Below are 12,287 nucleotides of genomic sequence, written 5' to 3'. Positions count from 1 at the left end.
GCGTCAAGGCGCCGGCGGAGAATACGCAAGAGAAGCAATCGAACCTGCTCCAGTGGCCTTTTCCCTCCGGCTTCACGGATCCGCGCAGCCATTTAACTCCGTGATCTTAAAGCGAGAAGCCCCCAATCAGAAGTTATATCCGCCTTCATTTCCGTCACATTTCATTAACCATAACAGTTACCCACAGACCCGAAGCGAACCTTCACCCCACCTTCCCTCTCACCGGCGAATTGGTGCGGGCAAGGGCCATCAACATTGGACCGATGGCAAATTCTCCTCTCTCGGCGCGGCGTGTCAGATCGCGCAGGTAACCGCCGGCGGAGTTGATATGCCCTGCCCTTTCGAGGACACAGGCCATGACGGTGGCGGCATTTTCCGCGCCCATGATTTCGCAGGCCTGCTCATAGGCCGATGGGCTGACGCCGAGCATCGAACGAACGACCACAGCGGCCGCCATCAGATCGCGCCAAGTGCCGACCGAGCCCTGGGGTCCATAGGCCGCAATCTCGGGGCAGGCCTGCAGTACCAGCCCCAGCGGGAAGGACTTGAGCGTACCATGAGCAGCGGAGGCAGCGCGTGCGCCCGAGACATGCTCGTTCTTCTCCCCAACTTGCTGTATTTCAGCTATCGGTTCGGCCCGACCTGCCGATCGATCATCCGCCGTTGCGCCCTGCTTCGGTTCGAAGCTTGGTTCAAGTTCAGTAATGGAGTGTGGATTTGAATTCTGTATGTGCCGCTCAGAATGTTGGGCATTGCCGCTTTGATTTTGAGTTTTAACCTGCATTTCCAACTGATTGGTGATCTCTTCGCGCAGCAGCTCCAATTCGTCGAGCGCGGCTGCGATCTGTTCGGCGGATGGCGACCGCGGCAGGTGTTCGACGACATTGCGAAAATGTAAGTGAACAGCACTCCAATCGCCGGCAGCCCCCTCCTCCAACGCCATCTCGATAAGCTTGGCGACGTCGCGGCGGCACAGTGTCAGACGCTCTCTGAGCCGTTGCAGGTGCAATCGATCCGCAACCACCTCCGCCGCCAGCCGCTCGATCTCCTCAGCGCGCGCAAGCAGCGGCGCCAGCGAGAAACCGAAAGCCTCGCGCAGTTCCCCACCCTGCTGCTTGCGGGCATAACGCTTGCCATTCGGGCTATCCCTACGGATCAGCAATCCGGCCTCGATCAAGGACGCCAGATGCCGACGGATCGTCTGCTCCGCCATTCCATGCGCACGCAGGGAGAGCTGCGCATTAGAAGGAAACACGACAAGCCCGTTGTCTTCGGAAAGCTCCCCCTTCGGATAAAAGCTCAGCAAGGCGTTCAAGATGGCGAGCGCCCGATCGGTAACACCGAGCAGCGGCCTGGCTTCGCACAAGGCACGATAGAGTTTCCACTTATCAATCGATTGGCCTGGCTCGATTTTTCGAGCCGCCGCCTGGCTTGCCAACATGCCAAACGTCATCGGCCGCCGCCCGAAGGGCGTCGTCACACTTCCGCTTTCCATTTTCTTCGCCTTCTTCAAGGCAAAAGATCACGGCTCACCAAATTCGGTGCCAAAGACTCTTGACTATGATTCGCGGAAATGTGATTCTCTGGGTGTCTAGATCAGAGAGGGCTTCCGCGACGGCAACGTTCGGGGGCCTTTTCTTTTGCTTATTGATCTCCGTTCTTCGTCAAATCCTGTGTCTTCTCGAACGCCTCGTAGAGACGATCCAGATTGCTGGCGATATAGGCCCCAAAGGCAGACGCCTTTTCCGCCTTCAGCGCGATGGTGAACTGTTTCCCGTCATCCCTAATCTTCGCCTTGACCGCTCCGTCCTTGCGCTGCCAGGCGCGTGCCGCGGGCTGAAGCGCCGCGATGGACGAGGCCGCTTGCTGCCTCCTGCTGATGAAGGCAACCAGCATATCGAAGCGGGCATCCGGTTCCGCCGCCTTGAAATCCGCCGAGCTGCTGAACTCGATCGCCCGAGCGGAGATGTTTTCGGTCTCGAATTTGACCGACAGATCATGCCAGCGGTCACGGCCGGTGGTCTTCGCCGCACCGATCGCGGTCAGGACTTCGGCCGGGATTCGCTTCGTGACGGACAGCATCTTGGAAACCGTCGTCTTGTCGGCGCTCAAGGCCGACATGATCGTTTCCCTGTCGAAGCCAAGCGTGTCGAGCTTGTCGGCGAACATCGTCCTCTCGATGAAGGAGAGATCGGCGCGCGCCGAATTCTCCTGTCCCTGCGCAATGACGTGATCGCGATCGTCGAGCTTCTTGACCACGGCGCGGACAGGTCTGCCGAGTTCTTTGGCGGCCCGTGCGCGGCGATGGCCGAAGGCAATCTGATATCGGCCGTCCTTCTCAGGATGCGGGCGAACGAGAATCGGCGAGTCCTGGCCACGCAGGCGGATCGCCTCGACCAATTCACGAAACTGTTCGTCGGTATGTGCCAGGCGGTCCGTCACGAAGGAATCTTCGATGAGGGCAGGGTCGAGGTCGATCACCGTCTCGCCGGTCGCCAGCTTCTCCTCGATCGCTTTGGCCGCATCCGCCTTGGCAGCCAGCGCATCGATGCTGCGCGTGACGGCGCCGAGAGCGCCAATCCCCTTATAGGTGATCTGCTGTTTCTCGTCCCGATGGAGGGCTTCGTCCTCATTGTTTACCGCAGTAAACTTCTTGGAATCGTCCATCAGTCCGGAAAGGAGATTCTTACGCGCCATCGGCCCGCTCCTTGCCTCGGTTTACCGCAGTAAACTTCTCGCTCATTTCCGCCCCCAGGCCTTGTGAATGAGATCGCCGATCTCATTGTTGACGGCATCCATCGCCTCCATGGCGCGGTCATAGGTCGCGCGGGTAAACTGGCTCCGCTCGACCTCATAAAGCGTCTGATTGGTCATCGCCGCATCGGAGATCGCGACGCTGCGCAACATCGGATTGGTCAGCACATGGTTCTTGAACATCGAACGCATGAAGGCGACCATCTGCGTCTGCGGCCCGTCCTGCGGGTCGTAGCGGGTAACGAGATAACGCAGCCAATCGAGGTTCATGTCGCCGCCGGCGCCTTTCAGCGTGTTCAGCACCTCGCCGAGCATCTGCAGGAATTGGCACATCGACATGACATCGAGCATCTGAGGATGGACGGTGATCAGAACCGCCGTTGCGCCGCAGATGGCGCTCATCGTCAGAAAGCCGAGCTGGGGAGGGCAGTCGATGATGACGACATCATAGTCGTCGGCGACCGAGGACAGCGCTTCGTCCAGCCGGGCGAAGAAGACGCGCCCATAATCGCCTGCCTTGCCTTGAGCAAGCACGCGCGGCGTATCATGCTCGAATTCCATCAGTTCAAGATTGCCCGGCACCAGATGCAGGTTCGGGAAATTCGTCGGCCGGATGATCTCTCGGAGCGGCCGCCGTTGATCGTCATAGCGGATGGCGGCGTAGAGCGTCTCATTCTCGTTGACGTCGAACTCAGGTTGAAAGCCGTGGATCGCGGAGAGAGACGCCTGCGGGTCGAGATCGACGGCCAGGACACGGTGGCCGGTCAGGGCAAGGTGCTGGGCAAGATGTGCCGCACTCGTCGTCTTGCCGCTGCCCCCCTTGAAATTGACGACGGCAACGACCTGCAGATGCTCGTTGCCGCGGCGACGAGGCACATAATGTGTTCCGGCCCGGGCGTTGTGCTCCAGGAAGGTGCGCATCTCTCCCATCTGCTCCGCCGTATAGGATCGACGGCCCGACGGTGTGACCTGAGGAAGGGCACCCTTGCCTTCCAGGGACAGATTGCGAAGATAGCCGCTGGTCACGCCGAGAAAACGCGCCACTTCGGCAAGCTGAAATTCCCTGAGACCCTTCAGCGCGCGCGGCGGAAACATTTCGAGCCGATGCTGCTTCAGCTTGTCGGATAGTTCCTGCGCCTGACCAATGATCAGTTGGTCAACATCGGAAATTGCTTTTTCTATCTGCGGTGCCATATTCATGGAAATCTCGAAAATGCGATTTAAAAGCTCTACGCGCTTTGAAACCGCATTTAGCGCCGATTCTGGAAGAGTGGCAAGGCAAATAGGGTTAACAAGACCCTACTGCGGGGTTGTCCAATCTTTTTCAAAGGCTTGGACATGCCTTCGGGTGGCGTTGCCCACGCAGCAACCGGGTATTGACGGACCGAATCGCCAGCACCGGGACCGCATCGGCATCATAGCCGATCGGAAAAAGTAAGAATCGAAATATCGGTGCGTGCCGCTCTGCGAGGCGGGCCTGCAACGGCGAGGCGTCGACGGCAACGGCCGTTCAGTGCCGCGTGCCGAGCAGATAACCGTCCTGGCCGCTTTCGTGGGAAAAGGACACGCCGCTTCTGTCGAGGTCCTGCAGCAGGGCGCCGAGCGCAAGGTCGAGACAATAGGCGGAGAATTCGGCGTTCAGATCCCTGGCGTTTTCTCGGGCATAGGCAACGAGTCTGGCGAGCGATACCAGTTCCTTGAGCTCTTCATCACTTTTCGGCGTGGGCGTTGCTTCGGCTGCGTCGTGCATTTGAGAATTCTCCGCTTCCCCTGCCAGGCGCATGCCGACAGAGCAAAGGCAGTTTAATCCTCTCGAACGAAAGACGCGCGTGACACAGGCGTGACAGGATTTGTCGGCGTACACTTTTCGGTGTCAGACTCAGAAGCCGGCCCGGCGCAGGGCCTCACGATATTGTTCCTTCTGCCATTGCTCCTTGAAAGGAACAACGGAAAGCCATTTGTCGACATCGAAGTCCGGGTAGATCTCGCGCACCTTGCGCATATAGATCCGCGCGTTTTTCATATCGCCGAGCATGGCCCAGCAAGCAGCCGAAAGCCGGTCGGCCGGCGTTCGGTCGTCCATCAGAGCGATCTGCTCGAGTGCCTCGGCATAGTGGCCAAGGGCGAAATTCGCGCCGGCTGCCGTCCATAGATAGTCGGTCGGGCTCAGCGGATTGAGTGAGATGGCCCGCTCGATCTTGGCCAATGCGTCGGCAGGGCGCGACGCATGAACAAGCGTATCGGCATAACTCGCAATGCCGTCGGCATAATGCGGGCTCAGTTCCTCCGCAAGCTTCAACGCCAGGACGCTTTCATCGAGGTCGCCGAGATAAAGTTTGGCAACGCCGAGCTCACGAAAGCCGGCGGCAAAGGAAGGATCGGCGACGATCGCCCGGTTGGCATAATCCTCCGCAAGTCCGAGCAGCTCGCTGTCGCCGCGCGCCGTCAGCAGCCACTCGACAAGAAACGTCCGCGACAATCCGCTCAGCGCCGGAGCAAAATCTGCGCTGTGTTGAAGCGCTTCGCGGAAAGCCTTTCGGGAGCGGCGCACATCGGGGAGGGCAAGCCGCTTCACATCCCGCAGGCCGAGAAGGTAGCTGTGATAGGCGGCCGAATTACCCGCGAAGGAATCGCGCATGGCTTCATGCCGGCGGACCTGCCCGGCGAGTTCTCTGGCGATCTGCCGGGCGATGTCGCGCCGGTGGCTTATCAATTCGTATTTCTCGAGGCTGAAACGCTCGGCCCAGATGACCTCATCGCTGCCGGTATGAATCAGCTGGACAAAGAGCGCGCGAACGCCCGCATTATCGGTCAGCCGCGTGTCGAGAACATAAGAAATCGAATGACGCTGGATCAGTTCAGCCTTGTCGGCATTGCGCGCGATCCGATCGGCCGTATGAGGCGCCACCACCGAAACCGTATTCAGCGCGCAAAGTCCGATGGTCACGTCCTCGATCAGCGCTGCAGAGAGCATCGGCAGCGCACCGGCCGCTTCCGTGCCTCCCGGCGGCAGCAGTACCAGACGGGGCAGGGGACCGGAAACGCGAACGCCGCCGTCGTTCAGCGGCACCGCAGGGCTTTGTTGCGGTGGTTGGCCGCCGGCAAAGATTTTGCGGATCTCTCCGAGAGCCTGGACGTCGAGGCCGATATCGAATGCGCTTTCCAGTCCATGCTTGTTCGTCTCGAAAAGCCGGCGCGCTTTCTCCAGCTCTCCTTCGGACTCATAGGCTCCGAGAAGGATACGACGAATATTCTCGTCATCCGGTGCCTCGCGGAAAATCCGGAGCGCCGCCTCCTTGATCAGGCTCACATCCTCCCGCGACCTGGCCATCGGCAGCGCCGTCTTCAGCGCATCCACCAGAACTGCCATGTGCCTGTCACGCTGACCGGCGATCCATTGCCGCGTACTGACGCTTTGATCGGCGAGCCCGGCCAGGAAATCCTGGCGAAGGATCGCAACGAGCCGCCGCAGCTTGCCAACTGCGCCTTCGCCGCCGGGGTTGACGAGTTCGGAGAGATCGTCGACGAATGCATCCGGCCTGACCCGCACACCGGTCGCGGTGAAGACCAGAAGCTCGGTGCCGAGCTCGGCCTGACGCGCCTGGATGCGCGATATGGTTTTGCGGAGGTTGGCCATGATGTCGGAATTGTCATGGCTATCCCACAAAAAGCGCGCCAGCGCCGAGCGCGGATATTCGCTTCCCGCCCCATCTCGCAGATCACGGTCCAGCAGATAACAAATCGACAGCAGGCCCTTTTCCGGGAACGCCGCCGGCCGCCCGGCCGGGTCGATCAACCGCAACTCACCAAATGACTCGAGCCTGAGCTTCATGCGGATATTGCCTGCCGACTGCCTGACTATTCTCCGAGCGGAAGGGTGATATCCGCAACGGAGGCGCCCAATGTTACACCGCGGCTTTCCGCCTGCGCCATCGCATTTACCAGTGCGATGATCGTTTCACGGACATTCCGGTCGGCGATCTTCAGAAAGGCGCGATTAAGCACCAATCCCTCTTTCGTACGCAGGAATTCGGCGACCGGATCGGTATTTGCGGGCAGATCCAGCCCCTGCAACGTCAGCGGCTCGGAATTTTCCTGTTCGAAGAAGAAGCTCGGCGACGTGTGAAGCACCTCGGCGATTCGCTGCAGACGGCTTGCGCCGATGCGGTTGATGCCCTTCTCATATTTCTGAACCTGCTGAAAGGTGACGCCGATTTGTTCGGCAAGCCGTTCCTGGCTCATTCCGAGCAACTGCCGGCGCGTTCTTATGCGCGCTCCGACATAGCCGTCTATTGCATTCGGTGTCTTGACATTCATCGCGTGTTTTCAGCCTCGATCGCATTTTCAATCAGCGAAGCTGTAGTATTCCCCGCCTCGGTTTTCCATGGTTGTTTTCGCATGTCATACTCTATGGGCAACGATCGCGGCTGACTGTGGTATGAAAGCCCCCGTCCGGAAAGGGGCCAAGCGAGGCGGGAATCAGCGGCAAAAAAGGGCAAATCGCGCGAAAGCCGTACCGATCCGGATGAAACTGGGCTGTGATTGCCCCCCGGCTTACGCTAAATGCATTTCAGCGACCGCCGCTTGATCGTCTTCCCCAGCCCCGATCGCCCGAAATCCATCGAACAAAAGCGACGCGGCGCGGCAACCAACCGGGCCGTCCAGGAGAAATGTCCATGGCAACCGTTGCCGAGAGCGCGCCTCGTTTCGAAAAAACAACGATGTCTATCCTGGTGGCGGTCAGCTTCTGCCACATGCTGAACGACATCATGCAGTCGCTGCTCGCCTCGCTCTATCCGCTGTTCAAGGCAAATTACGATCTCACTTTCGTGCAGATCGGCCTTCTGACCATGACGTTCCAGGTCACCGCTTCGCTGCTGCAGCCAATGGTCGGCATCGTCACCGACCGCTGGCCGATGCCCTATTCACTGCCGGTCGGCATGGCGAGCACCTTCTGCGGCCTCATTCTGCTCGGCAATGCCGGCAGCTTCGAACTGCTGCTCGTCGCCGCCAGCCTGATCGGCTTCGGTTCGGCCGTCTTCCATCCGGAGTCCTCACGCGTCGCCCGTCTTGCCTCCGGCGGCCGCCACGGTTTCGCCCAGTCGTTTTTCCAGGTTGGCGGCAATGCCGGCCAGGCGATCGGTCCGTTGCTCGCCGCCTTCATCGTACTGCCGCTCGGCCAGCACAGCGTCTCCTGGTTTTCCGCCATCGCCATGATCGGCATGGTCGTGTTGAGCTGGGTTGGCAATTGGTACATCAGCCACAGGCGTCAGAATGCCAGCAAACCGGCAGTGAGCAGGACCCTGCCGCTGCCTCGCAACAGGGTCATCTGGACGCTTGCGATCCTCGTGCTGCTGACGGCGACGAAGAACGTCTATATGGCGAGCGTGTCGAGCTACTTCACCTTCTATGTCATCGACAAGTTCGCACTCGGCGTGCAGCAGGCGCAGCTGATGCTCTTCCTGTTTCTTGGTTCGGTCGCCGTCGGCACTTTCCTCGGCGGGCCGATCGGCGATCGCTTCGGCGCCCGTTTCGTCATCTGGTTTTCGATCCTCGGCGTCATTCCCTTCGCGCTTCTCTTACCCTATGCCAACCTTTTCTGGACGGGCGTGCTCAGCGTCGTCATCGGCCTGATCTTCGCTTCGGCCTTCTCGGCGATCGTCGTCTTCGCACAGGAACTGGTGCCGGGGCGCGTCGGGCTGATTGCCGGCGTCTTTTTCGGCTTCGCGTTCGGGGCAGGGGGGCTTGGTGCAGCGCTGCTCGGTGATTTCGCCGATACTCACGGCATCGATTTCGTCTATCGCATCTGCTCCTACCTGCCGCTGCTCGGCCTGCTGACGATCTTCCTGCCGCGCATTCCGAAGCAAAGACCAGCCTGAGGAGATATCACCGCGGACAATGCATCGAGCCCGGATGTGGCGGGCTCGATGCATCATGCGGTCACCGACAGCATGAACGTATTTTTCTCTCCCCATGGGGCAAGAGGGATCGCCATTCCTTTAATCCACTATTTTTATAGATAATATTCATCCCATAATGACGTCGGTCACGGGATGATATTGGAAGGAAACGGCATGTCTGCTTACAAACTGGTCGGCCTTGCGGGTAGCTTCAACCGCCCCTCGAAGACCTCCACGCTGGTCGAACACGTTGCCGGCCTCGCCGGCGAGAAATACGGCTTCGAGAACACCATCTACGATCTGACCGATGTCGGCCCTTCGCTTGGCCAGGCGCTGCGCCGTGACGATCTCGACAGGCGCGCCAAGGCAGTCATCAATGACATCGTCAATGCCGATCTGTTGATCATCGGCGCGCCGACCTATAAGGGCAGCTATCCCGGCCTCTTCAAACATCTGATCGATCTGATCGACCCGCATGAGCTGCGCGCCAAGCCGGTCATCATCACCGCGACAGGCGGCGGCGACCGGCATGCGCTGATGGTCGAGCATCAGCTGCGCCCGCTCTTCGGCTTCTTCATGTCTCACACGCTGCCGACCGCCGTCTACGCCTCCGACCGCGACTTCACCGATTACCGCGTCTCGTCCGAACCGCTTTCAAAGCGGATCGGGGAAGTCATCGGCGAACTCGCGGCCTTCTTTCCCAGCCGCCATCAGGCTCTTATCGCTGCCGAATGAAGAGTGTTCAAGCGGCTTGGAAACGGCGCCCCGGAGGCGCCGTTTCGTTTTTTAGAACATTCTCACGAGCCGCAATTAATCCATAAATTTGATGGAAATTTATCCTGCCGATATCAATGGCGGAGCAAGAGTTTTTCCGCCCCCTCCCGCACATCGGACGTTCGTACTTCGCTCCCGATACGCACCTTTGCCATGATCGGCCTGCTCGGGGCGATTGGCCCCATTCAGTCAGACGGGATAAAAAAATGACCAAGAACAAAAATCTTCACGGCTTCCATCTTTCGCGCCGCGCGGCTCTTGCCGCGGTCGCCGTTTCCGCTGCGACACTCTTTTCCTTCGCAGCACCTGCCCCTTCTTTTGCCGAGGACAAGTCGATCAAGGTCGGCATCATGGCCGGCGAGGAAGAGGATATCTGGCGCGTGGTCGCCAGCGAAGCCGCCAAGAAGGGCCTCAAGATCGAGACCGCTATCTTCAACGATTACACGCAGCCGAATGAAGCGCTGGAGCGCGGCGAGGTCGATGCCAATGCTTTCCAGCATCAACCCTATCTCGACAATCAGATCAAGCAGCACGGCTATCACATCACCCGCGTCGGCTATACCGGCGTCTGGCCGATCGGCCTCTATGCCAAGAAGTACAAGTCGGTCGCCGAGATTCCGGAAGGCGCCGTCATCGGCGTGCCGAACGATCCCTCGAACGAAGGCCGGGCGCTGCGCGTTCTTCAGAGCCAGGGCTTGATCAAGTTGAAGGACGGCACCGGCATTCTCGCAACCGTCGCCGACGTCACCGACAATCCGAAGAAGATCGAGATCAAGGAACTCGATGCCGGCATCGTCGGCCGTTCGATCGACGATCTGGATGCCGGGGTCGTCAATACCGACTGGGCCCTGAAGAGCGGCCTTTCTCCGGCCGAGCGCATTGCGCAGGAGCCGATCGCCGACAATCCGTATCGCAACTTCATCGCCGTCAAGGACGACAACAAGGATGCCGACTGGGTCAAGACGCTCGTGTCTTCCTATCAGAACGACATCGTCAAGGCCGAGTTCGACAAGGTCTACAAGGGCACCGGTCTCAGCGCCTATTGATCCGAAACAGGGCCGGGGTTAAGGCCTGCCGAGAGGCGGCCTGGGTGTTTTTTGCCCGGGCCGCCTTCGGTATTTGTAAGGAAAAGCACATGAATTCCTTTGTTTCCGCCACAGCGATCGAGGCACGGCCGCAAGCAGCGGCGGGTGAAGAGGTGGTGAAACTGACCGAAGTGAAGCGGCGGTTCGGGACTACGCCCGCCCTCGACGGTATTTCGCTGACGGTGAGGAGAGGCGAGATCCTCGGCATCATTGGCCGCAGCGGTGCCGGCAAATCGACGCTGATCCGCTGCCTGAACGGCCTGGAGCGCGCCGACAGCGGTGAGATCCGGATCGAAGGTCGCGATATCACCGCGCTTGCCGAACAGGAATTGCAGCCGCTGCGCCGCCGCATCGGCATGATCTTCCAGCATTTCAACCTGCTTTCCGCCAAGACCGTCGAAGAAAACGTGGCGCTGCCGCTGAAGATCGAGGGTGTTCCCAGAAACGAGCGGTTGAAACGGGCGCATGAGCTGCTCGATCTCGTCGGCCTTGCCGACAAGGCGAAAGCCTATCCATCATCGCTCTCCGGCGGCCAGAAACAGCGCGTCGGCATCGCCCGCGCGCTGGCGGCACGCCCGGCATTGCTGCTGTCCGACGAGGCGACATCGGCGCTCGACCCGGAAACGACCCGGTCGATCCTGGCATTGCTCAAGGATATCAACCGTACGCTCGGCCTGACCATTCTGCTGATCACGCACGAGATGGAAGTGGTGCGCGGCATTGCCGATCGCGTCGCGGTCATCGATGAAGGGCGGATCGTCGAGGAGGGGCAGGTCTGGTCGGTCTTTGCCGATCCTGAGGCAGCCATCACCCGGAGCCTTCTCGGCGGCATCCGCCCGCAGCTGCCCGACCATATCGCCGCCCGGCTGTCGGCGACGGCGGGCAGCGAGGCGATCCTGAGCGTCGATCTCGCCGGGCCGCAGGCACAGGGCGCATTGTTTGCCGAACTCTCGGCGTCGCTGCCGCACTCCTTCCGCCTCGTCCATGGCGGCATCGACCACATCCAGAACCAGCCGGTGGCGCGGTTCTTCATCGCCGTTCCCACGCGCGACCCCGCGCTTGCCGGAAAGGTCGAACAATTTCTGACGGCCCGGTCCGCCCGGGTGGAGGTGCTGGGTTATGACACCGATCATGCTTGAACTGCTTATCCGCTCGCTGTGGGAGACGATCCTGATGACCGTCGCCTCAGGAGTGATCTCGCTCGTTGCCGGCCTGCCGCTCGGTCTTGCCCTTGTTGTCACGGCGCGTGGCGGCATCGCTGAAAACCTCTGGATCAACCGCGTTCTCGGCGCCGTCATCAACGGCTTCCGCTCGGTGCCCTTCATCATCCTGCTGGTGGCGCTGATCCCCCTGACGCGGCTGATCGTCGGCACGGCGCTCGGCACCTGGGCGGCGATCGTGCCGCTCGCCATCGCCGCCACGCCCTATTACGCCCGCATCGCCGAAGTGTCGCTGCGCGAAGTCGACCGCGGGCTGATCGACGCCGTGCGCGCCATGGGCGGAAACCGCTGGACGATCATCCGCGAAGTGCTGGTGCCGGAAGCGCTGCCGGGCATCGTCGCCGGTTTCACCGTCACGCTGGTGACATTGATCGGTGCTTCGGCCATGGCCGGCGCGATCGGCGCCGGCGGCCTCGGCGATCTCGCCATCCGCTATGGCTATCAGCGTTTCGAAACCAGCGTGATGATCGCGGTGGTGGCCGTCCTCATCATCCTCGTCTGCGGCATTCAGTGGTTTGGCGACAGGCTCGTCGCCAGGCTGGACCGAAGATAGG

At 60.4% G+C, this 12,287-nt stretch carries 11 protein-coding genes; 5 read left to right on the top strand and 6 right to left on the bottom strand.

Annotation, left to right across the window (positions count from 1 at the left end; translation table 11 throughout):
* Positions 1-202: 202 nt before the first annotated feature.
* The 6 genes from repC to GGD57_RS19295 form a co-directional block, all read right to left on the bottom strand.
* Positions 203-1,495 carry a plasmid replication protein RepC gene (gene repC, locus GGD57_RS19320; RefSeq protein WP_184471944.1) on the bottom strand — a complete coding sequence of 431 codons (1,293 nt, stop codon included), beginning with the start codon at positions 1,493-1,495 and terminating at the stop codon, positions 203-205.
* Between the two features lie 149 nt (positions 1,496-1,644).
* Positions 1,645-2,697: a plasmid partitioning protein RepB gene (gene repB / locus GGD57_RS19315; RefSeq protein WP_184471907.1), complete on the bottom strand. Its 1,053-nt coding sequence runs from the start codon at positions 2,695-2,697 to the stop codon at positions 1,645-1,647.
* Between the two features lie 42 nt (positions 2,698-2,739).
* Entirely contained in the window at positions 2,740-3,954 is a 1,215-nt protein-coding gene (gene repA / locus GGD57_RS19310) for a plasmid partitioning protein RepA (RefSeq protein WP_184471906.1), read from the bottom strand.
* A gap of 310 nt (positions 3,955-4,264) precedes the next feature.
* Positions 4,265-4,504, bottom strand: a complete 240-nt coding sequence (locus GGD57_RS19305) for a hypothetical protein (RefSeq protein ID WP_184471905.1) — start codon at positions 4,502-4,504, stop codon at positions 4,265-4,267.
* 129 nt (positions 4,505-4,633) lie between these two features.
* The gene (locus GGD57_RS19300) at positions 4,634-6,586 is read right to left on the bottom strand and encodes an SARP family transcriptional regulator (protein WP_184471904.1); all 1,953 of its coding nucleotides are present in this window, start codon (positions 6,584-6,586) and stop codon (positions 4,634-4,636) included.
* Between the two features lie 26 nt (positions 6,587-6,612).
* Positions 6,613-7,071 carry a helix-turn-helix domain-containing protein gene (locus GGD57_RS19295; RefSeq protein ID WP_085739255.1) on the bottom strand — a complete coding sequence of 153 codons (459 nt, stop codon included), beginning with the start codon at positions 7,069-7,071 and terminating at the stop codon, positions 6,613-6,615.
* Positions 7,072-7,430: 359 nt separating this feature from the next.
* On the opposite strand from GGD57_RS19295, the gene GGD57_RS19290 reads away from it, so the two are divergent.
* The 5 genes from GGD57_RS19290 to GGD57_RS19270 all read left to right on the top strand — a co-directional run bounded on the left by GGD57_RS19290 (position 7,431) and on the right by GGD57_RS19270 (position 12,286).
* Positions 7,431-8,633: an MFS transporter gene (locus tag GGD57_RS19290; protein WP_281423759.1), complete on the top strand. Its 1,203-nt coding sequence runs from the start codon at positions 7,431-7,433 to the stop codon at positions 8,631-8,633.
* A gap of 195 nt (positions 8,634-8,828) precedes the next feature.
* Positions 8,829-9,389: an FMN reductase gene (gene msuE / locus GGD57_RS19285; RefSeq protein ID WP_184471902.1), complete on the top strand. Its 561-nt coding sequence runs from the start codon at positions 8,829-8,831 to the stop codon at positions 9,387-9,389.
* Between the two features lie 245 nt (positions 9,390-9,634).
* Positions 9,635-10,474 carry a MetQ/NlpA family lipoprotein gene (locus GGD57_RS19280; protein WP_184471901.1) on the top strand — a complete coding sequence of 280 codons (840 nt, stop codon included), beginning with the start codon at positions 9,635-9,637 and terminating at the stop codon, positions 10,472-10,474.
* 89 nt (positions 10,475-10,563) lie between these two features.
* Positions 10,564-11,652, top strand: a complete 1,089-nt coding sequence (locus GGD57_RS19275; RefSeq protein ID WP_184471900.1) for a methionine ABC transporter ATP-binding protein — start codon at positions 10,564-10,566, stop codon at positions 11,650-11,652.
* The gene (locus GGD57_RS19270; protein WP_184471899.1) at positions 11,633-12,286 is read left to right on the top strand and encodes a methionine ABC transporter permease; all 654 of its coding nucleotides are present in this window, start codon (positions 11,633-11,635) and stop codon (positions 12,284-12,286) included. The genes GGD57_RS19275 and GGD57_RS19270 overlap by 20 nt, the downstream gene beginning before the upstream one ends.
* The last annotated feature ends 1 nt before the right edge of the window (position 12,287 follow it).

It is taken from the genome of Rhizobium esperanzae (assembly GCF_014197615.1).
Lineage (GTDB): Bacteria > Pseudomonadota > Alphaproteobacteria > Rhizobiales > Rhizobiaceae > Rhizobium > Rhizobium esperanzae_A.
The sequence above is the reverse complement of the archived record's forward strand: the minus strand, read 5'-3'. Positions and strand labels throughout refer to the sequence as shown.

What these genes read in the sequence shown, in the direction of transcription:
- GGD57_RS19275 (WP_184471900.1), top strand. Translation starts at nt 10,564, where the DNA reads ATGAATTCCTTTGTTTCCGCCACAGCGATCGAGGCACGGCCGCAAGCA.
- GGD57_RS19295 (WP_085739255.1), bottom strand. Translation starts at nt 7,071, where the DNA reads ATGAATGTCAAGACACCGAATGCAATAGACGGCTATGTCGGAGCGCGC.
- repA (WP_184471906.1), bottom strand. Translation starts at nt 3,954, where the DNA reads ATGAATATGGCACCGCAGATAGAAAAAGCAATTTCCGATGTTGACCAA.
- GGD57_RS19270 (WP_184471899.1), top strand. Translation starts at nt 11,633, where the DNA reads ATGACACCGATCATGCTTGAACTGCTTATCCGCTCGCTGTGGGAGACG.
- GGD57_RS19280 (WP_184471901.1), top strand. Translation starts at nt 9,635, where the DNA reads ATGACCAAGAACAAAAATCTTCACGGCTTCCATCTTTCGCGCCGCGCG.
- GGD57_RS19290 (WP_281423759.1), top strand. Translation starts at nt 7,431, where the DNA reads ATGGCAACCGTTGCCGAGAGCGCGCCTCGTTTCGAAAAAACAACGATG.
- GGD57_RS19305 (WP_184471905.1), bottom strand. Translation starts at nt 4,504, where the DNA reads ATGCACGACGCAGCCGAAGCAACGCCCACGCCGAAAAGTGATGAAGAG.
- repC (WP_184471944.1), bottom strand. Translation starts at nt 1,495, where the DNA reads ATGGAAAGCGGAAGTGTGACGACGCCCTTCGGGCGGCGGCCGATGACG.
- GGD57_RS19300 (WP_184471904.1), bottom strand. Translation starts at nt 6,586, where the DNA reads ATGAAGCTCAGGCTCGAGTCATTTGGTGAGTTGCGGTTGATCGACCCG.
- repB (WP_184471907.1), bottom strand. Translation starts at nt 2,697, where the DNA reads ATGGCGCGTAAGAATCTCCTTTCCGGACTGATGGACGATTCCAAGAAG.
- msuE (WP_184471902.1), top strand. Translation starts at nt 8,829, where the DNA reads ATGTCTGCTTACAAACTGGTCGGCCTTGCGGGTAGCTTCAACCGCCCC.